The sequence below is a fragment of the Alkalinema sp. FACHB-956 genome, from assembly GCF_014697025.1.
In the GTDB taxonomy this organism is placed as follows: domain Bacteria; phylum Cyanobacteriota; class Cyanobacteriia; order Leptolyngbyales; family Leptolyngbyaceae; genus Alkalinema.
Genome location: NZ_JACJRC010000009.1, coordinates 173,474 through 197,164 on the forward strand (window position 1 = coordinate 173,474; position 23,691 = coordinate 197,164).

Here is a 23,691-nt window from a genome sequence, read left to right on the forward strand (position 1 = left end):
GGATATTCTCCCCTAATGGGTATTAATAGCTCAATGGGAGGGATTTTGGACGATCGACTTGGACGATTGACATTGTAAGGCTGTATGCTCTCTCACCCGTTTATTCCCGTGGCTCTGAAACGATGGGCGATCGCGATCGCGACTCCGTTATTCCTTCAGTCGATCAATTTGCCACTATCTGCTGTTGCTGCGGATATTCCTAATCTGCCGAAGCCTGTTCGATCGAACGCGGAAACTCAACGATCGGAATACGTTACGACAGTCTTTGACCTCTCGGGAACATCTTTGGCGCAGGTTGAGGGAGAAATTAAAGAGTTCAGCGCTGATGGTCAGTATTTCCTGATAGCTTTTGGTGATAGTAGAGGATACGCTTTATTTCAACGTTCTGGGCACAAGCGGTTGCAACTGGATGTGGGTATTGTGAAGCTGAGTCCCGATGGGAAAACCTTGGTGTCTGAGCGATTCAATCAGTCTCAGTTGTACAGTTCCACTGGAAAGCGCCTCGCTGAATTGCCGGGACAAGATGCCAGCTTTAGTCAAAATGGTCAACTCATTCTGACTAGTACGTATGAAAGTTTTTACTTAAGTGAGGCTTCGGGGAAAAGGTTGGCTCAAATATCGGGCTCCCCGTTTCCACCAAGTTTAGGTTTGGAGAGCTTTGCTGTGACTAGTCGCCATCTTACTGTTACGCGATCGAGAGAATGGCAGAAAAAGATTGTGACGACTTGTAATTTCTTGGATGCCTCTGGTAAAACGATCGCTGAATTTCCCCAAGTGTGTGGTGGGTTTAGCCCCAATGGGGATAAGTTTGTGGTTTTGAATGGTACACAAAGCGAGAATGTTGATGCAAGCTTGTATGATTTGTCGGGTCGAAAATTGAATACTTTAAAGGGTGAGGTTGTTCGGTTTAGTCCTGATGGAAATTTGATATTGACCCATGCACGTCTAAGTAGCTCTGAGAGCTATCTATATAATTCGGTAGGCCAAAAAATTGCGCTGCTTCAGGGGGAATCCGGTAGATTTAGTTCGACGAGCCTGCGCATCATTACCGTCTCTAGTCAAGGAATTCATCTATATAATTCCGCTGGTCAGGAGTTGGCAAGACTGCCAGGGCAACGGGCTGCTTTTCTGCCCAAGACTGATCGGATTGTGACGGTCGGAGAAGTCAAGACCTCCGACCTGCCGCGATCGTCCAGAGTTGAACCCATCTGCCATGACCCTGCATCGATCAAAAAACAGGCCGTTAGTTTAGAAAAACGGGAGTTGCAAAAACCCTCTCAAATCGCGGCTGTTTCGAACACGGCGGCACAACCTAATGCTTCTTCTAAAGAATCTCCAAAAGAAATTCGATTATTCGATCTCACTAGCTGTAAGTCAACTGTGCTTAAAGGTAGCTTTGATGCCTACTTTATGGAGCTATCGGGTGCGGGGGGGAGTAATCTGCAAAATTCTCAAGATTATTTGCCTTTCTTGAGTCCTGACGGAGAGCGTGTAATTACTAGTGAGGCAGGCACGATTTACCTCTACAGTGCATCTGGCCAACTGGTTGCCCAGCTACCGGGACAGTTTTTGCAGTTTGATGCAACCGGAAAGTACGGCTTAGCAAAAATGAGGGATGAGGTTTACGTGTTCGATCGATCGGGCCGACAAATTATGAAAACGAAAGGGGAATTTGGGCTGTTCAGCCCTAATGGTCAATCCGTTGCTATCTCAGCCAAACAAGCTATAGACTTCTGATAACCTTGGTAGATGCAGACTAAGAATCTTGATTGGAACTTGATGATCTAGACTAAATAGCAATCATTCGATCGAAACATCTTTAACTGTTGCAACCGCTGATGGAAATAGTAATCATCTAAGCGACAGTAATTATTCCATCGGGAATGGGTGAGACTGATGGCCCAAGACCAAATAAAGGCCACCTGGGTTAAGCTACGCAGGGCATCCAGTTCAAACGGCTCCAAAGGTTGTACCGATTGATATCCTGTAAGAAACGCTTGCCGGATCGATCGACTGGTTCCCGCCGTTAATGCCGTTTTCAGAAACTTAGCAATTTCAAACGATCGCCAGCTATACCCACATTGGTCAAAATCAAACAGCGTCATCTGTGTATCTGACGTAAAGTGCGCGTTGCCGCTGTGGGCATCCCCCCAACACACCACCCAATAGGGGGAGTCCCGAGGATAATCCTGCAACTGTTGGTGCACCTGGTCTGCCGTTTCCAGCAAACAATCCCGATCGTCAGCGGACAAAAACGGTTCAATTTCCGCGACCGAACGATCGAGTAAATAGTCCAAATCTAAAACTTTTTCTGGGCCACTGGGTTTAAACGCCAAACTGGTGCGATGTAACTTGGCGACCGTGGCTCCTAGGTGCTGTCCCTGGGTGACATTCAGATCCCCTAGGGGTACCTGGCCAGGTGCATAGATAAATAACGATGCATAGCGCGGGCCTTCCGGGGCCTGGATCTCCACCGACAATTGCCCCTCGATCGTCCGCAGGGGGTAGGCGATCGGAAACCGTTGACCACGGAGAAAGCTGAGAAACTCTAGCTCGAAATTAATTTCGTCCCGCGATCGCCAATGGTTATGGGAAACCCGCAACACATACTGACTATCCAGCGTTTCCACGACATAGACATCGCTTAAGCCCCGGTGCCAAAACTCGCAGCTTTGGATCGGTGCGATCGCATAACTGGACAGAACTCGATCGGCGAGTGCATCACAGGCTAACGTCGAATAGATAACCGGAAACACGGTGGCAACCATAGAGATTACTTTAGAGAAGCAAAACGAATGATTGTCTAGGCTATTGTTTAGAGTCTGTAGTATGGAGTTTTTAACTTAAGTAATTTAACTAGGCAATGCTAACTAAATAGTATTGTTAGTGTTCGCTGATACGAAAAATGTGTCATAAGCAACGGTTTTGAAATTTTTCTGTTAAAAATATGACGATTCTGCATCTAGTTCTTGCGCCTTGTCGCTTCTGCAAGCTGCGGATGCCCTCAGGCACCCCTACCTGTCTCCTCAGGGCGATCGGAAGTACTAAAAAACGAGGGCGATCGATCACCCTCGTACCTGGATAGTGATATCCAATGTTCAATCACCCACGATCGTTAATTCAATGAATTCTCCGATCGATTCGTAGGCGACTGGTAATAGATTTTGCTGCCCTGATCTGCAATGAAGTGGCAAGCAAAATAGGAGCGCCAGAATGACGTCCAAATGGACTCATCCGACTTACGATAATAGTCACCTAACAATGGCTTAATGGCTTCCGTTGCCGTCTTGAGACGGTAGTGCGGCATGTTCGAGAAAATGTGATGGGCAACGTGGGTTCCAATGTCATGGTGAATCCAGTTGATAAACCCATAATCCCGATCGATCGTCGAAAGCGCACCCTTCAGGAAATACCAATCATCACCACGGTACCAAGGAATATCCGCTTCAGTGTGGTGCAGGAAAGTCACTAAATCCAGCCACATCACAAAGACGATGTAGCCTCCCACGTAGTATTTCAACAGAAATTCCAAACCATAGGCATATCCCAACCAACCCAGGAAGGCAACCATTGCGCCCCAGCAGACTGTACTGACAATGACATCATTGCGCTCAGACGGCTTGAACAAAGGGCTGCTAGGCAAAAAGTGGGAGCCTTTTTTACCGGGCGATCGCCGGAACAGATAAATCGGATAGGCCAACAACGGCAAATAGAAGCGAATCAACTTCTCCAGAAAGCCCATTTGGTTGTACTTGCTTTCCGTAATCGGGTACCAACTCTCATCGGTTTCGATGTTGCCTGTGTTGGAGTGGTGGGTGCGATGGCTAATCCGCCAACCATGGAACGGCACCAAAATCGGACTATGGGCCAAATGGCCAATCAAGTTATTCAGCCACTTATGTTGCGAAAAGGAACCATGACCGCAATCATGCCCTACCACAAACAATGCCCAAAACATCGTGCCCTGGGCGAGCCAAAAAATTGGAAAAAACCACCAAGAATCGATCGTGGCAGCCAATGCACACAGTCCAGCAATGACCCCTAAATCCCAAAAAAAATAGGCCATCGATCGCCAGGTCGAAGGCCGAAAACACTCATCTGGGATTGCATTGCGGACATCTGCCAGGGTAAACGGTAGATCCTGTGAACGGGTTGAAGGATTCGGTAAAGTTTGCACGTAGCACCAAAAGTCAAACAACTCCGCTATCTTATCGCGCTTAGTAGAGAGAAATGTAAAGAATGTGGGGAATTTTGTCGAAATAATCTACCAGATGTGCTTCCCGTTTTCTCCAGCGATCGTCTAGGGTTCCGACCCGGCGCGCGTTCACCCCGCTCCGCTATCCCAAAAACCAAAGCTAGCCTAGGCCAGAAACCTTCTATGATCAGGCTAATGCCAGGGCGCTTCCTGGCTTGGAACTTGTTACTGGAGATGCTACCTCTCGATGTTTAAGGTCGTTACCCGTGGATTTTCCCAGGAATTTGAGCGCTGGACCGATGCCCTAGAGACGGCAAATAGCCTCGTTCCCAATTGCAAAGGCTTCTTCGATGAAATCCGAGTGCTGGAACGGGGCGAAGTTGTCTGGGCCTATACCCGTTGGCACAAGTATCCCCAGTACGTTGGCCCCGGCACCTATAACCGTCTAGCCCGACGCTTTCTGCTGGAAAATAGTCTTGACCCCGAGGCCGAAGAGACGGATAACCCTGCGATCGAAGCTGTCGATCGGTCATTTCCTGACCAATCTGCCTAAAAATCCTCCAGGAGTCAGTGGATCGCCCTTAGAAGGAGCCATCGGTCTTCGTATAATGGATTGATCCGTGTTATGCCTTGAGGTTTCCGCTCCGTGACCCAAACCATTGATCTCGCTCAAAATCGATCGGTCTATCGCACCGTCCTGAGTAATGGCATCGTTGTCCTCGTCACGGAAAATCCTGCCGCTGATATTATTGCAGCCCGTCTCTTTCTCAAAGGTGGCCACCGATCGGAGGCCGTCCAGCAAGCGGGACTCTGTCACTTACTGAGTTCTGTCATTACGAAGGGCACCCTGACCAAATCGTCCATGCAGATTGCCGAACAGGTGGAAACTGTGGGCGCAAGCTTGGGGGTTGAGGCCTCCTCTGATTATTTCATCACCAGTGTAAAAACGGTTTCTGGGGATTTTTCCGAAATTTTTGCATTAGCAGGAGAAATTCTACGATCGCCCAGTTTTCCAGAGGCTGAGGTGGAACTGGAACGGAAGCTCACCCTCCAGGCGATCCTCTCCCAGCAGGAGCAACCCTTTGCGGTGGCGATGGAGAAGTTGCGGCAGGCGCTCTACGGTAACCATCCCTACGCCTACACCAGCCTCAGCACCGCTGAAACGATCGCCACCATTACCGCCCAAGATTTACACCACTACCACAAAACCTGGTTTCGTCCCGATCACTTGGTCATCAGCATTGCTGGGCGCATTGATCCCCAGGCGGCGATCGCGCAGGTGGAGTCGGTGTTTGGCGACTGGGCCGTTCCAACGGAACCGCAGCCGACCGTGTCTCTACCGGACATTGTGACCGATCCAACCCAAATGTTGACGCCCCAAGAGACGCAGCAGTCGATCGTAATGCTGGGCTATCTTGCGCCTGCCATGAGTTCGAATTTGCATAATCTCACGGACTTTTCAGCCTTGAAGCTTCTGTGTACCTACCTGGGCAATGGTCTATCCAGTCGGTTGTTTGTGGAACTGCGGGAAAAGCGGGGGCTGGCCTATGATGTGTCGGCGTTCTATCCCACGCGGCTGGAGACATCCCATTTTGTGGCCTACATGGGCACCGCACCAGAAAATACACAGATTGCGGTGGATGGCCTTAAGACGGAGATCGATCGCCTAGCCTCACACACATTGTCCACCGAGGAACTGCAAACGGCCAAAAATAAGGTGTTGGGGCAGTATGCCTTGGGGAAACAAACCAATGGTCAGATTGCTCAGACCTTGGGGTGGTATGAGTTTCTAGGGGTGGGGGTGGATTTCGATCGCCATTTCCCAGCAGCCATTACAGCCATTACGCCGGAGATTGCCCAGGCGGCGGCCCAGCGTTGGTTTGGGCAACCTTGTCTATCCCTGCTTGGCCCGGAAGCTTGGATTACCCTTTGATCGCTGGCTGCTGTGGGTTCGATCGCGGGGACGTCGTTGCATAGGTTGGGCGACCTCTGAGTTATCAATTTAGGTAGCTACAAAATCCAGTGCAGAAATGTCAATATTTGGGAAGTCAGCACAGGTACTTTTGCTAGGGTTGGGATGGATGCCGATATTGCCAGGAGTCGTGCTTCTGTCAACTCCTCCAGCGATCGCGCAAACCAGCCCTACGGCTCAAAAGGCAGAAGCCGATAGACTTCTCCAGCAAGGCATTCAGCAATATCAGACTAGTCAGTTTGAAGCCGCTCTGCAATCCTGGCAACAGGCATTAACACTTTATCGAGCTCTCAAAGACCGATGGAACGAAGGAGTTACTCTGGGCAATCTGGGACTTGCTTATGATGTACTGGGTAACTCCCCCCAAGCCATTGAATATCAACAACAAAGTTTAGCCATTGCACAGGAACTCAAAAACCGACAAGGAGAGGGTAATGCGCTAGTCAATCTGGGTAATGCTTATGGGGCTCTCGGCAACTATCCCAAAGCCATTGAATATCAACAACAAAGTTTAGCCATTGCGTGGGAAATCAAAGACCGACAAAGAGAAAGGAATGCGCTGGGCAATCTGGGACTTGCTTATTATTTGCTGGGCAACTATCCCAAAGCCATTGAATATCAACAACAAAGTTTAGCCATTGCACAAGAAATCAAAGATCGACAAGGTGAAGGCACTGCACTGGGCAATCTGGGACTTGCTTATTATTCACTAGGCAACTATCCCAAAGCCATTGAATATCAACAACAAAGTTTAGCCATTGCGCAAGAAATCAAAAACCGGCGAGGAGAAGGTCAATCTCTGGGCAATCTGGGAATTGCTTATGGAGCTCTCGGCAACTATCCCAAAGCCATTGAATATCAACAACAAAGTTTAGCCATTGCACAGAAAATCAAAGACCGCAGCGGAGAAGGTCAATCTCTAAACAATCTGGCGAACGCTCACTCTTCACTGGGAAACTATCAGAAAGTTATTGAGTATCAGGAACGAAGTTTAGCCATCAAGCGGCAAATCAAAGACCGACTGGGAGAAAGCTTCTCTCTAGGTAATTTGGGGAATGCTTACTACTCCCTAGGAAACTACGCTAAAGCGATCGAATATCAACAACAGGGCTTAACGCTTGCGCGGGCAATCAAAGACCGATCAGGGGAAGGCCGATCCCTGGGTAATCTAGGACTGAGCTACTCTTCATTAGGCAACTATGCTAAAGCGATCGAATACCAACAACACGGCATAACAATTGCACGAGAAGTCAAAAATCGTAATGAAGAGGGACAGCTGCTGAATAATCTAGGTTTCACCTTCCTCAAGCTGAATCGCTTGGCAGATGCGGAATCAACTTTACGATCTGCCATCGCAATTCAAGAGTCTCTCCGCACAGGACTCACCGATCGCAACAAAATCTCGATTGCTGACACCCAGAAAGATGCTTACATCAATCTGCAAAAAGTTCTAATTGCCCAGAATAAACCGGAAGTAGCCCTGGAAATCGCAGAAAGAGGTCGGGCGCGGGCACTAGTTGAATTACTATCCTCTCGGTTTAATCATCAATCTCAGACAAGTCTGCAAAACATAATTCAAGCTCCCGATGTTAACGCCATTCGCCAAATTTCTAAAACACAAAATGCAACGTTGGTACAGTATTCGATCGCATATGGTGAACAACTGTATATCTGGGTGATTAAACCCACGGGTGAAATTATCTTGCGATCGACCCAACTTGATCCCTCTCAACCACTGGCACAGTTAGTCAGCAATAGTCGTCGTGATCTGGGTGTACGCGGACGGGCCAGTGTCAAAATTTCCCAACAACCCATTTCATCCAACCAGACAGATCCTCTCGCCCAACTCTATCAACTCCTGATTGCCCCGATCGCCCAAGACTTGCCGACTGACCCAAACCAACGGGTCATTTTCCTACCCCAGGGCGAACTCTTCCTGGTTCCCTTTGCCGCCCTGCCCGATGCCCAAAATCGTCCCCTGATTGAACGCCACACAATTTCCACCGCACCCTCCATCCATACCCTCGCCCTCACCCACACCCTCGCCCAACGGCCTAAAACCAAGGGAGGCACAGTCATCGTCGGCGATCCCCAAATGCCCATCTACAACGGCCAACCGCTACAACCTTTACCCGCCGCCCGCCAAGAAGCGATCGCCATCGGTCAACAACTCAACACCACCCCCCTAATTGGAGCCCAAGCCACCAAAGTCACTGTCTTGCAACAAATGACCTCCGCTAAGCTCCTACACTTCGCAACCCATGGCCTCCTCGATCGCGTCTATGGCGATATTCCCGGCGCGATCGCCCTAACGCCCAGTGGGCAGGATAATGGCTTCTTGAGTGCTGGGGAAATTTTCAACTTGAAACTGAATGCGGATCTCGTTGTTCTGAGTGCCTGTGATACCGGACGGGGCGAGATTACCGGGGATGGTGTGGTGGGACTCTCGCGATCGTTCATTGCAGCGGGTGCGCCCAGTGTGGTCGTTTCTTTATGGGCAGTCAACGACCAATCCACCAGCGACTTGATGCAGGCGTTTTACCACCAACTGAAGCAGCAACCCGACAAAGCCCAAGCTCTCCGCCAAGCCATGCTCATCATAAAACAGCGCTATCCCGATCCCAGCCACTGGGCCGCCTTTACGCTTGTGGGTGAACGTTAATCTGGGTGAACGTTTATCAAGGGGCATCAGCTGAAATCCTGGAATCGCTGGAATCCTGGAATCGCTAGAATCAAACGGAACTCAGCATCAGATTGGCAGTATGTCAGCACGATCGGGAAGCGTAGCCCCGCATCTTAGAAATCAACCCATGACAACGGCTACATCTATAAAACGGTCGTGAAAATTGCCAGAAACAAAAAACCGATCGCACTTATAGAACAAGGTCGATCGGTTTAATTTTTGGTTACAGTCAATGAATCAAAAATTAGGCACTAGTCAAGCTGGAATCTACTCAGAGCTAGTTAACTAAGTTCTAATCCACTAGGTTCTAATTCACTAGGTTCTAATCCACGAAGTTCTAATCCACTAAGTTAAGAGCGCTAGAGAGTTCCACCTCAGCCAGCTTCGCATTCGTGCCTAATACTTGGGCGTAAACCTTGGGGGCACCGATCGAGGCAGGATTGCTTTGGGCAATTTCCGTATACGCTTGGCGCAGTTCCGTATTCACTGCCACCATCTTGGCATCGTACATTTGCGTGGCCAGCTTGGGATAGAACCCAATGCCCACAATCAGCACTAAGAAACACACCGCGATAAAGACTTCCCGAGGTTTCGCATCCTTGAACTCGGCGTAGGCAGGTAATACGCAATCCGTCCCAAAACAAACGGCTTGTCCTTCCTCTGGCTGCTTAATTTCGCTCTGGGTCAAGTTACAGCTTTGGGCGAGGCCCGTGCCATAAAAGACCTGACGCAACATCGACAGCAGATAAATCGGTGTCAAAATCACACCCACCGCCGCCAAAAAAATCGTAATCGTCCGGAAGGCATCACTATAAACATCACTGGTCGTCATGCCCACAAACACTGCAATTTCGCTTGCGAAACCACTCATTCCCGGCAATGCCAACGATGCCATCGAACCCGCCGTAAACAGCGCAAACACCTTCGGCATCACTTGACCAATGCCACCCATTTCGGTCATGGCCATCGTATGGGTGCGATCGTAGGTAACGCCCGCCAAGAAGAACAACACCGCAGCGATTAACCCGTGGGAGAGCATTTGCAGCATTGCTCCGCTAATCCCCAAGTCGGTAAACGAGGCAATTCCCAACAGTACAAAGCCCATGTGCGACACCGACGAATAGGCCAGTCGTCGCTTCATATTGGTCTGGGCGAAGGAACTTAACGCCCCGTAGATGATGTTGACTACACCCAGCACCATGAGCACCGGGGCAAAGTAGACATGGGCATCGGGTAGCATTTCCATGTTGATCCGAATTAGCCCATAGCCGCCCATCTTGAGCAGGACGCCCGCCAAAATCATGGAGACTGGAGCCGATGCTTCACCGTGGGCATCGGGCAACCAAGTGTGCATGGGGAAAATTGCCAGCTTAACGCCGAAGGCAATCAGCAAGCCCGCATAGAGGAACAATTCCAGCCCCAGCGGATAGTCCCGCATCCCGAGTTCCGCCATGTCAAAGGTGAGGGGGCCACCACCGTACAGAGCCATACCCAGCGCCGCCACCAGGATAAAGATGGACGCCGCTGCCGTGTACAGCAGAAACTTTGTGGCCGCATAACGCCGCCGTTGGCCGCCCCAAATACAGACCAAGAGGTACACCGGAACCAACTCCAGCTCCCACATGATGAACAGCAGCAGCATATCTTGGGCAACAAACACCCCAATCTGAGCTGCATACAGCACCAACATGAGGAAGTAAAACAGCCGAGGCCGCCGATCGACCTGCCACGCCGAGAACATTGCCATCGTTGTGACCAGTCCGGCCAGCAGCACCAAGGGCGCTGACAACCCATCCACCGACAATGACCAACTGAGTCCCAACTGGGGGATCCAGTTATATTTTTCTACCATCTGAAAAGTTGTGCTACTGGGATCGTAATGGATCCAGAATGCGTAACACATGAGCGCAAAGTCCGCGATACCCACACCAAGGGCATACCACCGCAGACGCTTGCCATCTTTATCGGGCAGAAAAGGCACAGCAAAAGCAGCGATGAAGGGGAGTAGAACGATCGCGGTCAGCCAAGGAAATTGATCCGCCATAGTGTAGTGAGAAAAAATACCTACCAGTTGATCAAATATTACTAAACTTTATGAAGTGTTATGAATCAATCTTGCTATTGGTTTAGTGAAGATTCTGAGCAATCCATGGAAAATTTTTGGGAACCCAGACAGGGCAGGCGATCGCGCCATCAAAAAGCCGATCGCTAGAACAGATGCGCGATCGGCGAATTTTAGCCTGTGCAACCTTTGCCTGGATCCATCAACAGAAATCTATTCTCCAGTGGTAATCAGAAGCATGGCAACTAACCCGAGGGCAATCCCGATTCCCTGCCGTAGACTCAGGGGTTCCCGCAGAAACGTCACAGCCAGCAAGACGCTGACGATCGGGTAGAGGGCAGAAATGGTGGCTACGAGGGTGACGGGGCCAGAGGTCACGGCATTGAGGAAGCAGAACGCCCCCAAAAATCCCAGCATTCCGGTTGAGAGCGCCAAGGGGATGCCGATCGGATGGACCTGGGGCCGCACCTGAAACAGAATTACGAGCAGGGATGCAAAGAGAACCGCTCCCAAGACTTCATAGAGAATGGCGCTTTTGGGCGATAGATACTGGGTGGTTAATTTGGGAATAAAGCCCCACAGGCCCCAACAGAGCATAGCTCCGAGGGTGGGCAACATCCAACTGGGCAAAAAACTGGGCGTAACACTGGACATAAAAGGACTTGCGTGGAATGAGTTAGGTGAGTTGTCTCCCCTACTCTACTGGGTTGGAGTCTAGGTTTAGTCCCGTGGCTTGCTGGCTAGAATGCGCCAAGTGACGAAGGCTGTAAACGCCACAAAGCTCCAAAAGACCAGCGCATCCTGCCAATTTTCTAAAAATCCCGGTGCAGAGTTCATGGCGTAAGTTCCTGAGGTTGAGCGCTAGTACCCATCCAATCACAAGATCCAATCACAATCCAATCAGAATCTTGTCTGTTATCTAATTTGCGGAATACCCCATCCACCATGCGGTGGGGAGTGTCAAGAAGCCATCACGATCGCGGCCTGATTCCGATCGATTTCCACTGCATCGATTTCCATTGATTGGATCCCGATTGATCGAGTCAACTACTGCTTCTCAACCACTGCTCCTTAAATACGGCTTTCGCTGGGATCGCGAATTTGTCATTTTCCAGGCTGAAATTAACGATTTTTCCAAGAATTTGCAAGGTGATAGGATCGAGCTTCTCAACCCAGCGATCGACCTGGATCAAATCCCCGCAAACCCTGATGAAATAAGCCACTAAGATTTTCTTGCATTTTTTGATATCTGAAGTATGATGCTGTGACTCCCAAGCAGGGAAGCATTTTCGGCAAGCTATCTTCGATAAGTGTCTTTGGATCGAGTCTGTAGAGATCGAGGTCTTTAGCCAACTTGTCGTACCCGGTTCTTGGCTTAATCTGACGGAAGTTCTGTGAGTTCTGGCTATGGTTTACGCTAGCGATCGCGAGCAATTATCAATGGTAGAAATGGCACAAGGTGGGCATTTGCCGTCCTTGACCCAGTGGCTAAATGGCCAACTCGCTCCCTATCGACTGCGGGCGAGGCTGAGTTGGGTAAGACCGGCCTATCTGCGAGTGGTTGTAGAACTGCGTCCCTCGAAAACTGATTTGAAAGGGCGTGCCTTCCGCAATCGGTTGGCTCGATTCATCTGCCATCAGTTGTGGATTTTGAATTCCGATGTGTTGGACGGAGCCTACATTGTGGCGAAACAGGTGGGCAAGCCGAACATTCTATGGAAACAATCGGTTCGCATCGTTTCCCCCGCCCGCAAAATCGTACTGGCGCAACAAGCCGCACAACAAGCCGCACAACAAGCGGTTCAGCCGTCCCAGGTGGCTCAGACCCAGCACCTTCAAACTCGAATTCGTCGCGCCAGCCAACAGAAAAAACAATTCCAAACCCTACGATCGCTCATTATTAGCGGGTCGTCTGCGGCAGCATTTATCATTGGTTGTTGGCTAGGCTACGCCGATGCTCCCCCCGAACAAACCAGCGCTTCCGCTCGGTTCGCGGGTCAGTCTACAGAATGGGTTCAAAATTCCTCAGAAAAAGTCAAGACGGCGTTAGAGGAAATTCCCGTGATTAAAAAAGCGGCTGGGAATTCCGATCCAGCCGCAAGTTTATTGTTTGCAGGGGATGTTACCCTGTCTGATGCCTATACCTTTAAGGTTAAGAACGACCATCACTGGGCCTTTGCACCCTTTGAGGAATCGCGCCAAGTGGATGTGAGCATGGTTAATCTAGAAGCTCCATTTACGACGGCTAGTCAAGCGCTGCCTGGTAAAAAAGCCACGTTCAAAGCCCCACCAGAAAATGTTCAAGTGCTGAAAAATGGCGGCATTGACATCGTGAATTTGGCCAATAACCACGCGATGGACTATGAGCAAGCGGGCCTCGATCAAACCCTCAAATCGCTACAGGCGGCTGGCATTTCCCACGTGGGGGCAGGCTTGAATAGTCAAGAAGCCCGCCGTCCGGTAGTAATGGATGTGAAAGGGCAGCGGATTGCCTATCTGGGTTACTACGATGCGGATTTACATGCGGCTTCGGCCCAGGGCGCGGGTACCAATCCTCGGCGCAACGATCGCGTGGCGGCGGATATCAAGGCGTTGCGGAGTCAGGTGGATTGGATTGTGGTTAATTACCACTGGGGCGATGAATTGGCAAAATACCCCGGTGATTGGCAGATTGACCTAGCTCGATTCACGATCGATCAGGGGGCCGATTTGGTTGTGGGTCACCATGCCCAGGTGCTGCAAGGTGCAGAGGTTTACAAAGGTCGCCCGATCGTTTACTCCCTAGGTAACTTTATCTTTGGCGGGAAATCCATTAGTGATTACGACACCGCAGCGCTGAAAGTTTCGCTGAAAGATCAGAAAATGAAAGTGGAATTGCTGCCGGTACAGGTGCGGAATTACCAAGCCAGGGTGGTGAGTGGTGATGCTGGACAACAGATCTTGCAACAGGTGAAGAGTGTTTCGGATATTTTCCAGGAACCCTTGGCTTCTCCGATGGTGATTGATGCGAAAACGAACCAAGCAACGCCGATCGAATCTACTAAACCCAGTCCTGCCAATAGCAACCAAGATTCGGGTAACCAGGATTCAGGTTCTCCATCCAAGCCCGCTGCTGAGGAGAAGTCTGCTAAGCCTAAGGAACCGACCAAGCCCCTTGTGGAAGATCCCCAGAATCCGTGGAATCCCGATGGGTTTACGCTGCCAGGGGACAAGCATAAGTCGATGACGGAAGAGGGGAATCAAGGGGTTGCGCCCAGTGATATGCCCAGCGATGCATCCGATGATGCGCCCAGTGAAACGCCTGGTGGTTCCCAAGTGCGACCCGCTAAGACGATCGTGGCGGAAATCCCTTCGATTAACCAATTGGAACGGGAATCGATGCTGGCGGGTGAATCGCCGGAGTTCTTGGAGTCGGCTTTGAAAAAAGCCGTGATCGAGAAAGCGCAGAAAGCGCAGCAGGCTGAGTCTACTCAAGCTGTCCCCACGGCGGCAAAACCCGAAGAAACGGTGCAAGCGGCATTAGGTGAAGCAACGGGTGAACAGCAAGCGGCGGGTGCACAAGTGTCCAATTCAGAACCCAATTCCGTGCCGAGCCTAGAACCGATGCAGCGTCGGTATGCAGAAGCAACACCGGATGCAAGTCCTAACGCGACGATCGATCAAGCGGCTCCCACTACGGCTCCAACCCCTCGTTAAAACTAAAACGACGGTAGTTCATCCACTACCGTCGTTTTGTGCTTCAGGTTGGTCAATGATTAAGACTACATGGTGCCGCGAAACAGTCCTTGGGGACGGAATAGTAACACCAACATCATAATCAACAGCGCAATGCCAATTTTGTAGTCTGGACTCATTAGCTTAACGATCGGGGCTAGTACTGGATTTTGTAACAACGTTAGGTAGGCATCCCCCAGGATTTGTCGCATGCCTGCCCCCACTTCCTGGGCTAAACCAATGACGAAAGCCCCCACGATCGCCCCGTAGGGATTGCCGATTCCCCCCAGAATGACTGAGGCAAACAGCGGCAGAATTAAAAACCAGCCCATATTGGGATTGATTTTTTCAATCAGCCCCAGCATACTGCCGGAAACTGCCGTCAGCCCTGCGGCAATCACCCAAGTCCACAGAATCACCCGATCGACCTTAATCCCCGTCACGCGAGCCAGATCGATATCATCAGCCACCGCCCGCATTGCTTTACCGATTTTGGTATTTTGCAACAGGTAGTGCAATCCCCCGATCGCCGCGATCGCCATTCCCATCACCAACAAACTGTTAAACGGCACCCGCACCCCAGCAAAATTGAGCGTCTCCGCCACAGGCAGGTCATAATTTTGCGGACTCGCACCCCACACCATAATCACCGTATTGCGAATGGCCAAGGCAAGCCCGATCGAAATAATGATTAGCGTGGTGGGCGTTGTCCGTTGTTTACGCATGGGTGCCCAGAGAAATTTGTCCGTCAGCAGGGCAAACCCCATCACCACGATCGTAGACAAGCCCATGGCCAACCAGATATTCAACCCCAAGCTATTGAACAAAAAGGTTAAGTAAGCAGCAAGGGTCATTAAATCCCCATGGGCAAAGTTGGAGAGCCGCAAAATGCCATAGGTCAGGGTCAGTCCCACCGCAGACAGTGCCATGATGCTGCCGAGGGACAGGCCATTGACGATCGGTTGAACCAGTTGCTCCATTGCCAAGCACCGAATGAAGGAGGATATCGCCCTTGATTGTCTCTGAATCCTGCACCTTTGGAAAGGGGCTGGGGCGGTTGCGGAGTGAGGCGATCGCTTACTGGAGTAGGGCTTGGCAAGATTAGTCTCAGGGGATTTGCTGAGTGGATCCCCCCTGATGCCCGTAATTACCGCCAGTGCTTTAATATTTCTTTAAAAAGAAAATCCGGTATTTGACGGAAAATTTGGGATACCTAAGTGATAAGTCAATCATGATTAGTAATCAGTGACTAGTGATGAGTGACCCGTCATTGATGGCCAGTGATCCCTGATCGGTCATCTTTGATCGGTCAGTTGTTTCCTGTTGCTTTCTGTGCTCGTTGTCGTTGGATTACCAATTGACTATCCATTCTGTGCTGAAACTGCATCTGTGCTGAAACTGCATCTGTGCTGAAACTGCATCTGTGCTGAAACTGCATCTGTGCTGAAACTGCATCTGTGCTGAAACTGCATCTGTGCTGAAACTGTATCTGTGCTAAGACCATCCATTCTGTGCTGAATCTTTTCTACTCACGCTAACTCGTCATTCGGTGCTGAATCGTAATGATTTGCTGAGCCTGCGTACTGAGCCTGTGTACTGAGCCTACGTACTAAGACATTGCTGAGCCTGCGTAAGACATTGCTGCTGAGCCACTTTGTGCTGAGCCATTCTGTGCTGCGCATTGCTCGCAGATTGCCCCATGTTCTTTCTGCTACTTGTGTAAGGAGATTCGGCCATGCTATCCACCGCATCGGTAACATCGTCGTCCCTGAGTTTAGGGGGCGGCACGGGCCTCAAAGCCGACTATTACGATAATTCCGACTTTACCAATTTGAAACTGACCCGAACGGATGCAACAGTGAATTTCAATTGGGGTTCGGGAGCCCCCGCATCAACGATCGGGGCAGATACCTTTTCCGTGCGTTGGACGGGACAAGTCCAAGCGCTCCATTCGGAAACCTACACCTTTTACACAACGGGAGATGATGGCATTCGGTTGTGGGTGAATGGCCAGCAGTTAATCAATGGCTGGAAAAACCAAAGCGCCACGGAATATAGAGGAACGATCGCCCTGCAAGCGGGACAGAAATATAACATTCGGCTGGAATACTACGAAAATGGTGGTAGTGCGGTGGCTAGACTGGCTTGGTCTAGCGCTAGTCTAGCCAAGCAAATTATTCCCCAGGCGCAACTGTTCAACACCGTTCCTGTTACAGATACGATCGTACCCACGGCCACCGCAGCGGTCACCAACATTACAACCGCCACTGCCAATGGCTATACCTTCACCGTAACCTACAGCGATAACGCTGGTATTGACGTTAGTAGTTTAGATAGTAGCGACATCCGCGTCACAGGGCCGAATGGATACAGCCAACTGGCCACTCGCGATGCCGTCAACAGTACGACTAACGGTACTCCCCGCACCGTGACTTACCGGATTACCCCACCGGGGGGCAGTTGGGACAGCATAGATAACGGCACCTACACGATCGCGCTACAAGCCAATCAGGTACGGGACATCAATGGTAATTGGGCCGCCGCAGGGACCTTGGGCACGTTTTCAGTCAATATTCCCACGGTGACTCCGGGACGGTTCAACTACGGGGAAGCGTTACAAAAGTCGATTTATTTCTACGATGCCCAACGATCGGGCCGTTTGCCGAGTAATAATCGCGTTGAGTGGCGGGGAGATTCAGCCTTGCTGGACGGTTCCGATGTCGGGCGGGATCTGACCGGCGGCTTCTACGATGCGGGCGATCGCATTAAATTCAGCCGCACGATCGCCTATTCTGCTGCGATGTTGTCCTGGGGCTGGCTGGAAACGCCAACGGCCTATCAGACAACCGGACAGTCCTCCTTTTTACTCAGTGATATTCAATGGGCTACGGATTACCTACTGAAAGCCTTTACCAACGACACGCCGGGGCAGTACGAGTTCTACACCCAAGTCGGCAGTATGGGCAGCGGTCGTCGTGATGATCACCAAAACTGGGTGCCTGCGGAAGTCATCCATGAAGTGACCGATCGCCCCTCCTACAAAATTAATATCCAAACCCCCGACTCCGCGATCGCGGGACAGGCAGCGGCGGCCTTGGCTTCGGCCTCGATCGTCTTCCGGCAAAATGGCAACGCCACCTATGCCAATACACTCCTCAGCAAAGCAGAACGCCTGTTTGACTTTGCCAATACCTATCGTGGCATGAACGCCCAGATTGCCCCCAACGGGAGTCGAGATACGTCATCGCCCTACCAAGATGTCAGTTTCTACGATGAATTGCTCTGGGGCGCAACCTGGTTACACAAGGCAAAACTGGCTCAAAACAACGCCTACGGCAATAGCTATCTCACCCAGGCGGAACAAATTTACAACGATGGTGCGGCTGGATCGATTCGAGGAAATTATACATCCGAGCAAAGCTGGCAATGGGTGGATAAAGGAGCCAAGGTATTGCTAGCGGAATTGACCAATAAAACGGTCTATCGCACGGAAGTGCAAAACTATTTGGATTACTGGACGGTAGGTTATAACGGTCAGCGCATCGCCTACACCCCCGGTGGCTTGGCTTGGCGGGATGCCTGGGGTTCCCTGCGCTATGCTACGACCCAAGCCTTTGTTGCTTTGGCCTACAGCGATTTAGTGTCTGACACGGCTGTGAAATCACGCTATGAGAACTTTGCGGTGCGGCAGGTGAATTACGCCTTGGGCGACAATCCCTATGGTCGCAGCTATATGCTGGGCTTTGGAGCCAATCCCATGACCTCGGTGCACCATTCCACCGCCAACGGGCCTTGGGCGGGCTGGAACCAGTTCACATCCAGCACAAAACCGCGCCACATCCTCTATGGCGCATTGCTGGGGGGGCCAAACCAGCAGGACGGCTTTACGGAAGATATGACCAACTACCAGACGAACGAGGTCGCGATCGACTACAATGCCGGACTGACAGGAGCCTTGGCAAGGTTGTATAGCCTTTACGGGGGCAATCCTTTAGCCAGTTTCCCAGCACCGGAAACCCGCAGTGATCAGTTCTTTGTGGAAGCCAGTGTGAATGCAACGGGCAGTAATTTTGTCGAAATTAAGGCTTGGGTGAATAACCAATCCAGTTGGCCTGCCAAGGTAACGGATAAGCTGTCTTTCCGCTATTACTTCACCTTGGATAATGGCGTGAATCCTGCTAATTTAACAGTGACGATTCCCTATGCGGAAGCAGCGGTAACCAGCCAAATTCGCCAGTACCGTGACAATATCTACTACGCAGATGTGAATTTAACGGGAACCAAGATTTTCCCTGGGGGGTATGATGCCGCCGGGAAACCCACCTTCCGGAAGGAAGTGCGATTCCGCATCAATAGTCCGTTGGCTTGGAGTTCCAGCAATGATTGGTCATTCCAAGGCGTTGCGGGAACAGGGGGACAGCCGATTAAAGTCCGTAACATCACGGTCTATGACAATGGGGTTAAGGTCTTTGGTGTGGATCCCGTGTAAGTCCTAAGGTTCCGTCTAAACTCCCGTCAATCCCAGGCTCCCCCGTCGGCATCCCCCATGGGGGAGTTTTATGCGTTCCACTGCTTAATGGTGCCAATACACTGCTTAACGGTGCCAGTACATGGAATAGTGTTCTTGGCAGGGCGATCGATCGCCGCAGGTTTCCTGATCCAGCACCTGCACCACCCGCCGATAAATGGCCTCCGCTTCCTCTGGAGAGTCGCCAATGCTGGTGACGCCCAGTTTGCCAAATTCCGATAGGCAGCCCATGAGATGGAACACCGTTCCCGTTTCGGTACTGGTGTCAAAGTGCAATTGATGATTGGCCACAATGTCCATCAAATCATTGGGCAGTAAGCCTCGATATTGCGGACTTTGCAAATTATCCGTGGCCATGTAGTACTTGACTTGGCGATGGCGACTGTGGAATAGCCCCGTGGTGCCGTCGTAGAAGCCATTGGTTAAAAACTTCAAGGTCATGAAGGGATGGGTGGTGCCCCCCTTGCGCAAATTAATCTCGATCGCCCAGGTTTTCCATTCATCCCCCTGCCGCACCGTAACAAAATCCACCCCAAACCGTTCCAACACCCCCTTCTGGGCTAGCACCTCACCGACCCGTTCTCCCATTGCCTGCAATTGCATCCGATAGGCTGCATCCGCCGGAAAGCGACAGCCGAGATACATTTGCCCCGTGGGGCCACCCAAAATTTGATCGTGGGTGGACAGGATTTCCACATCGCCCGAGGGCGTAATCCGGGCCTGCACACTGGGCGAATACTTCTCCTCCCCTTCGATAAACACCTCCGCGATCGCACCCAGTTCCTCAACCTGCTGACAATAGGTCTCCCACTGTTCCCCGGCGGCTTCGAACTGAAGGTGCGGTAACTGGTTGCGGATCTGCGCCACACGATCGCTGGGGGAATGGGCCTGCAACCCCCGCAGGTCTAAAATTGCATTGCCCTCCCCCGAAAACCCTTCATTCAACTTGACCACGAGGCGCTGCACCTCCGGATTGCGGCCCCATACATCCGCTGCCGCCTCCGCCAATTCCGCCGCACTGTGGACGAGCGGACTGCCATCAGGAAAGGGGATCCCACTGGCTTCAAAGACCGCACGGCTGCCACTTTTTGTCCCCCATTCCAACAGGGCGGGATCGGATGCAAAGAGCGGAATTCCCAGCTTCTCGGACAGATCCCGCTCCAAGTTCGTGGCGTTGTAGCAGATCATGTAGGCCCGATCGCTGTTCACCGCTTGGCGAATCCGTTCCAGTAACCGAGGTCGATCCAATATTTTCTGGGTCAGGGATTTGAGCGATCCATCGTAGGTCGAGAGCAATAACAAGCGATCGCGGGCATGGGAAAAGGGAATCCCCGGCAGTAACTGTAGGTAATAATCGATGATGCTGGGGTGGAGGGGTTGGGAGGTGAGGTAAATCAGCCTTGTGCGGGGGTTGCGTAACCGAATCAAGGAAAACAGTAACCGTTCCTCATAGTGGTGAAATCCTGCGACTTTCAGTAATTCGCGTTGATCTAAGCTCAAGGACGGAATCACCACGATATCGGCGGCTTCGTTATCAAATTCTTGAACATTGCGCCATCTTGCCCGTAACTGCGCCTGGAGAACCTGGAAGGGAATGGGGGGGGGAATAAGCTCAAACGAGTTGATCATGGCAGCACAATTCTCCACAGGCGTCCTATAGGCAATCGTTTCTACCCGCGATCGTAAAGTGAAATTTTGGCCATCCTCGAAACATGCAAACAGAATTAACCAAAGTCACCCTTCGGCAACAGTTGCTTCAACAACGGCAAGCGCTGACGCCAGCCGATTGGCAGCAGAGAAGCCAGCAAATTTGCCAGCAGGTGCAACGATCGCCCCAATTCCAAGCGGCCCAGACGGTTTTGGCCTTTTTTGCAGTGCGTCAGGAACCGGATCTCCGTTGGCTATGGCAGGAAAATTGTGACCATTCCCAAGGCTATCCCCCAGAAAGCTATCCCCCAGAAAGCCATACCCCAGCTCGTCGCTTTGGGTTTCCCCGCTGTCAGGGACAAAGCTTGGTGTGGCATCTGTGGCAGCCTGGACAGCCCCTCGTTTCAGGCCGTTTTGGGATTCAGGAGCCCGATCCGACCTGTCCGCAATTATGCGCCTCTGAGGTGGATCTCATCCTCGTTCCCTGTCTAGCCATCGATGCCCAGGGCTATCGGCTAGGCTACGGGGGCGGCTTTTACGATCGCCTGTTCAGCCAGCCCGACTGGCGATCGATCCCTGCGATCGGGATTTGTTTTGACTTTGGCTACTGCGATCGTCTGCCCCATGATGCCTGGGATCAGCCCCTTCAGGGGGTTTGCACAGAATCCCAACAAATGACCCTCGACTCAAGGCTGAGAATCGGATCCGACTAAAGGAACTCTGGTGCAAGAATTCTCAGAAAAGAAATTCTCAGAAAAGAAATTCTCAGAAAAGTAAAGTCCGGCGAAAGCAAGATCTCTGCCCCAAGTATTCCGATGAAAACTAGGATTTATGGGATCTTTCATCGAACAAGATCTACTATCGTGTAGTCATGTATTGATTCTATTCAATGCGGACTAGTGAAGAAGATGGCGATCTACTGAGGCGGTCTTCCATTATTCTGAAAGGGAAATTGGCCCTCCTCGTCCAATTTATCGTTACGCAACTCTCTCACTACGGCGAATCACCCTAAATCCCGTTCAAACTAATGAAGCTATTTGTTTACCATACTCCCGAACTGACTCCTTCTCCTTGTACTGCTGACTGTGCCATCGCGATCGATGTTTTAAGAGCTACAACCACGATCGCAACCGCTTTGGGCGTAGGTGCAGAAGCAGTACAGGTCTTCAGTGATCTCAATCGATTGATGCAGACTAGCGCTGAGTGGGATCCTGCCAAGCGCCTGCGAGCAGGAGAGCGGGGCGGCAGCAAAGTCGAGGGCTGCGATTTTGGCAATTCCCCCCTAGATTGCACGCCACAACTGATGCAGGGGCGTCGCCTGTTCATCAGCACCACCAATGGAACCCGTGCTCTGCAAAAAATTGAGCAATGTCCTACGGTGTTGGCTGCGGCTTTAATCAATCGCCATGCGGTTGTGAACTATCTCGTGGAAACTCAGCCAGAAACGGTTTGGATTACGGGAGCCGGTTGGGAAGGGTCCTTCGCCCTGGAAGATACCGTGTGTGCCGGAGCGATCGCTGTGGGTTTGATGGAAAAACTGGGTTGCACTTTAGATGAGTTAGCCGGTAATGATGAGTTGGTGGGAGCCGTATCGCTCTATCAACAGTGGAAAGATAACCTGTTGGGGCTGTTCCATCTAGCTAGCCATGGGCAACGGCTGCTGCGGTTGGAGTGCCATGCAGATTTGCAATACTGCTCTGCACTGGATACCTTAGATGTCCTGCCGATTCAGCGGGAAGTGGGGGTTCTCGTGAACCAGTCTACTTTGGTGGCCCCGGTGGCGGCGCGATCGGTGGTGTCTGCCCAGTCTGCGTAAACTGATTGGCTGTGTAAACTGATTGGTTGCGTAAACTGATTGGCTGCAATCTCCCTAAAAGGAACCTAGGCTCCTTTTAGGGGGTCGGTGCCGATGTGAGGGGCATCGCTGAATCACTACCCTTGCCATCAGCGAAGCAGCAAATCCAATTCATCAGGACTTTCGCTGGACTCCAACTCAGGACTGTAATCTTCAGGATTCTATCTGGCGAGTTTGTGTTGATGAAGCTCTACCATTGGCAGTAATATTGTTTCTTCAATCTCTAGCCGCACATTACGGCTTACATAGCAATCACTATTAAAACACTGCACCAGCAATACATTCGCATCATAATATTGCCGCAGTAATTGTCGTTCTTCCGGCGTGAATTGCCAGTCGTAGCCAATGTTACGATGAATCATCATGACCTGGCGTCAGTCCTCAATCCACTTTTGTCCATGGAGTTTCCACCACTGTATGAAGTTAGACTCCTCGGCTGTCGTTGGCAATCGAGGAGTCTAACTTCTGAAGCTGTATTTTGAGTAATTCATCTTCTAAGCGATTGTAGGCACAGGTTCTAGCCAGGGCTAAGTCCAAGGCCAGGGTACGGGCATAGGATGCATGGGTACGGGCTCGTGCTAAAGCGATGGAGAGATATTCCTAGGGTCAGCAAAAGACTTCACGCCAGCGTTTGTCATGGATGTAGGGCATTAATAAATCAATGCGATTTGTGGCGACGATCTCCCGTGCTGCAAAGTATTCCTGAAAGGTTAAGTGAGAAAAGGAATAAATCCCCCTAGCTTGCTCCACTAATAAACCATGCTGGGCTTGAATGGCTCGTAGCACGAGTTCGCCATCAATTTGCAGCATGTCGGAATCTGGGTCTACATCCCGTAAATTGCGAATAAAATCGGCAATATAGCCTTCAACCCGTCGCTTTTGAATGAAATACTCATTTTGCTGAAAGGTACGGTGGACCCCAAAAACTGGACAGGTAGTTAAGCTCTGAAAACTCAAACTGTGATAGGAGTATTTCATGGGCAATAAACGCAAACAATACAGCGCCGACTTCAAAGCCAAAGTAGCCTTAGCGGC

The 23,691-nt window shown here is 51.0% G+C and carries 16 protein-coding genes and 1 pseudogene; 9 read left to right on the forward strand and 8 right to left on the reverse strand.

What is annotated here, in order from left to right:
• Positions 1-84 precede the first annotated feature (84 nt).
• Positions 85-1,737 (forward strand): hypothetical protein, encoded by a 1,653-nt coding sequence (locus tag H6G21_RS12530; RefSeq protein WP_190573744.1) that lies wholly within the window; start codon positions 85-87, stop codon positions 1,735-1,737.
• A gap of 47 nt (positions 1,738-1,784) precedes the next feature.
• Here H6G21_RS12530 and H6G21_RS12535 read toward each other — a convergent pair whose 3' ends face one another.
• Together H6G21_RS12535 and H6G21_RS12540 are read right to left on the reverse strand one after the other, a co-directional pair.
• Complete coding sequence (locus H6G21_RS12535) at positions 1,785-2,768, reverse strand: phosphotransferase (protein WP_190573745.1); 984 nt, start codon at positions 2,766-2,768, stop codon at positions 1,785-1,787.
• A gap of 347 nt (positions 2,769-3,115) precedes the next feature.
• Positions 3,116-4,177, reverse strand: coding sequence for a DUF3474 domain-containing protein (locus H6G21_RS12540; protein WP_347278013.1), 1,062 nt, complete (start codon positions 4,175-4,177; stop codon positions 3,116-3,118).
• 265 nt (positions 4,178-4,442) lie between these two features.
• On the opposite strand from H6G21_RS12540, the gene H6G21_RS12545 reads away from it, so the two are divergent.
• The 3 genes from H6G21_RS12545 to H6G21_RS12555 all read left to right on the forward strand — a co-directional run bounded on the left by H6G21_RS12545 (position 4,443) and on the right by H6G21_RS12555 (position 8,829).
• A complete protein-coding gene (locus H6G21_RS12545) occupies positions 4,443-4,748 on the forward strand; it encodes a hypothetical protein (RefSeq protein ID WP_190573747.1) in 306 nt (101 codons plus the stop codon).
• A gap of 93 nt (positions 4,749-4,841) precedes the next feature.
• On the forward strand, positions 4,842-6,128 hold the full coding sequence (locus H6G21_RS12550) for an insulinase family protein (protein WP_190573748.1): 1,287 nt from the start codon (positions 4,842-4,844) through the stop codon (positions 6,126-6,128).
• Between the two features lie 169 nt (positions 6,129-6,297).
• Complete coding sequence (locus tag H6G21_RS12555; protein WP_347278014.1) at positions 6,298-8,829, forward strand: CHAT domain-containing tetratricopeptide repeat protein; 2,532 nt, start codon at positions 6,298-6,300, stop codon at positions 8,827-8,829.
• Between the two features lie 358 nt (positions 8,830-9,187).
• Here H6G21_RS12555 and H6G21_RS12560 read toward each other — a convergent pair whose 3' ends face one another.
• Positions 9,188-10,894: an NAD(P)H-quinone oxidoreductase subunit 4 gene (locus tag H6G21_RS12560; protein ID WP_190573750.1), complete on the reverse strand. Its 1,707-nt coding sequence runs from the start codon at positions 10,892-10,894 to the stop codon at positions 9,188-9,190.
• 116 nt (positions 10,895-11,010) lie between these two features.
• On the opposite strand from H6G21_RS12560, the gene H6G21_RS26035 reads away from it, so the two are divergent.
• A complete protein-coding gene (locus H6G21_RS26035; protein ID WP_277875286.1) occupies positions 11,011-11,142 on the forward strand; it encodes a hypothetical protein in 132 nt (43 codons plus the stop codon).
• Here the strand turns inward: H6G21_RS26035 and H6G21_RS12565 are convergent.
• Complete coding sequence (locus tag H6G21_RS12565) at positions 11,126-11,566, reverse strand: DMT family transporter (RefSeq protein WP_190573751.1); 441 nt, start codon at positions 11,564-11,566, stop codon at positions 11,126-11,128. The genes H6G21_RS26035 and H6G21_RS12565 overlap by 17 nt on opposite strands.
• A 753-nt stretch (positions 11,567-12,319) precedes the next feature.
• On the opposite strand from H6G21_RS12565, the gene H6G21_RS12570 reads away from it, so the two are divergent.
• Entirely contained in the window at positions 12,320-14,608 is a 2,289-nt protein-coding gene (locus H6G21_RS12570) for a CapA family protein (RefSeq protein ID WP_190573752.1), read from the forward strand.
• A gap of 65 nt (positions 14,609-14,673) precedes the next feature.
• Here H6G21_RS12570 and H6G21_RS12575 read toward each other — a convergent pair whose 3' ends face one another.
• Positions 14,674-15,606 (reverse strand): branched-chain amino acid ABC transporter permease, encoded by a 933-nt coding sequence (locus tag H6G21_RS12575; protein WP_190573753.1) that lies wholly within the window; start codon positions 15,604-15,606, stop codon positions 14,674-14,676.
• Between the two features lie 755 nt (positions 15,607-16,361).
• Between H6G21_RS12575 and H6G21_RS12580 the strand changes: the two genes are divergently transcribed.
• Positions 16,362-19,115 carry a glycoside hydrolase family 9 protein gene (locus H6G21_RS12580; RefSeq protein ID WP_190573754.1) on the forward strand — a complete coding sequence of 918 codons (2,754 nt, stop codon included), beginning with the start codon at positions 16,362-16,364 and terminating at the stop codon, positions 19,113-19,115.
• Positions 19,116-19,220: 105 nt separating this feature from the next.
• On the opposite strand, the gene H6G21_RS12585 is transcribed toward H6G21_RS12580, so the two are convergent.
• Positions 19,221-20,783, reverse strand: a complete 1,563-nt coding sequence (locus H6G21_RS12585) for a peptide ligase PGM1-related protein (RefSeq protein WP_190573755.1) — start codon at positions 20,781-20,783, stop codon at positions 19,221-19,223.
• 83 nt (positions 20,784-20,866) lie between these two features.
• Between H6G21_RS12585 and H6G21_RS12590 the strand changes: the two genes are divergently transcribed.
• Both H6G21_RS12590 and H6G21_RS12595 read left to right on the forward strand, forming a co-directional pair.
• Complete coding sequence (locus tag H6G21_RS12590) at positions 20,867-21,514, forward strand: 5-formyltetrahydrofolate cyclo-ligase (protein ID WP_190573756.1); 648 nt, start codon at positions 20,867-20,869, stop codon at positions 21,512-21,514.
• A 314-nt stretch (positions 21,515-21,828) separates the two neighbouring features.
• Positions 21,829-22,617, forward strand: coding sequence for a 2-phosphosulfolactate phosphatase family protein (locus H6G21_RS12595; protein WP_190573757.1), 789 nt, complete (start codon positions 21,829-21,831; stop codon positions 22,615-22,617).
• A 200-nt stretch (positions 22,618-22,817) separates the two neighbouring features.
• Here the strand turns inward: H6G21_RS12595 and H6G21_RS12600 are convergent, their stop codons facing one another.
• Both H6G21_RS12600 and H6G21_RS12605 read right to left on the reverse strand, forming a co-directional pair.
• Complete coding sequence (locus tag H6G21_RS12600; protein WP_190573758.1) at positions 22,818-23,021, reverse strand: hypothetical protein; 204 nt, start codon at positions 23,019-23,021, stop codon at positions 22,818-22,820.
• Between the two features lie 241 nt (positions 23,022-23,262).
• Positions 23,263-23,691: pseudogene (locus tag H6G21_RS12605) on the reverse strand (hypothetical protein); the annotation flags it as partial.

Bases quoted from the DNA above. Each gene is read 5' to 3' on its own strand.
- H6G21_RS12565 (WP_190573751.1), bottom strand. From the start codon at position 11,566: ATGTCCAGTGTTACGCCCAGTTTTTTGCCCAGTTGGATGTTGCCCACC.
- H6G21_RS12575 (WP_190573753.1), bottom strand. From the start codon at position 15,606: ATGGAGCAACTGGTTCAACCGATCGTCAATGGCCTGTCCCTCGGCAGC.
- H6G21_RS12560 (WP_190573750.1), bottom strand. From the start codon at position 10,894: ATGGCGGATCAATTTCCTTGGCTGACCGCGATCGTTCTACTCCCCTTC.
- H6G21_RS12595 (WP_190573757.1), top strand. From the start codon at position 21,829: ATGAAGCTATTTGTTTACCATACTCCCGAACTGACTCCTTCTCCTTGT.
- H6G21_RS12570 (WP_190573752.1), top strand. From the start codon at position 12,320: ATGGTTTACGCTAGCGATCGCGAGCAATTATCAATGGTAGAAATGGCA.
- H6G21_RS12530 (WP_190573744.1), top strand. From the start codon at position 85: ATGCTCTCTCACCCGTTTATTCCCGTGGCTCTGAAACGATGGGCGATC.
- H6G21_RS12535 (WP_190573745.1), bottom strand. From the start codon at position 2,768: ATGGTTGCCACCGTGTTTCCGGTTATCTATTCGACGTTAGCCTGTGAT.
- H6G21_RS12545 (WP_190573747.1), top strand. From the start codon at position 4,443: ATGTTTAAGGTCGTTACCCGTGGATTTTCCCAGGAATTTGAGCGCTGG.
- H6G21_RS12585 (WP_190573755.1), bottom strand. From the start codon at position 20,783: ATGATCAACTCGTTTGAGCTTATTCCCCCCCCCATTCCCTTCCAGGTT.
- H6G21_RS12600 (WP_190573758.1), bottom strand. From the start codon at position 23,021: ATGATGATTCATCGTAACATTGGCTACGACTGGCAATTCACGCCGGAA.
- H6G21_RS12580 (WP_190573754.1), top strand. From the start codon at position 16,362: ATGCTATCCACCGCATCGGTAACATCGTCGTCCCTGAGTTTAGGGGGC.
- H6G21_RS12590 (WP_190573756.1), top strand. From the start codon at position 20,867: ATGCAAACAGAATTAACCAAAGTCACCCTTCGGCAACAGTTGCTTCAA.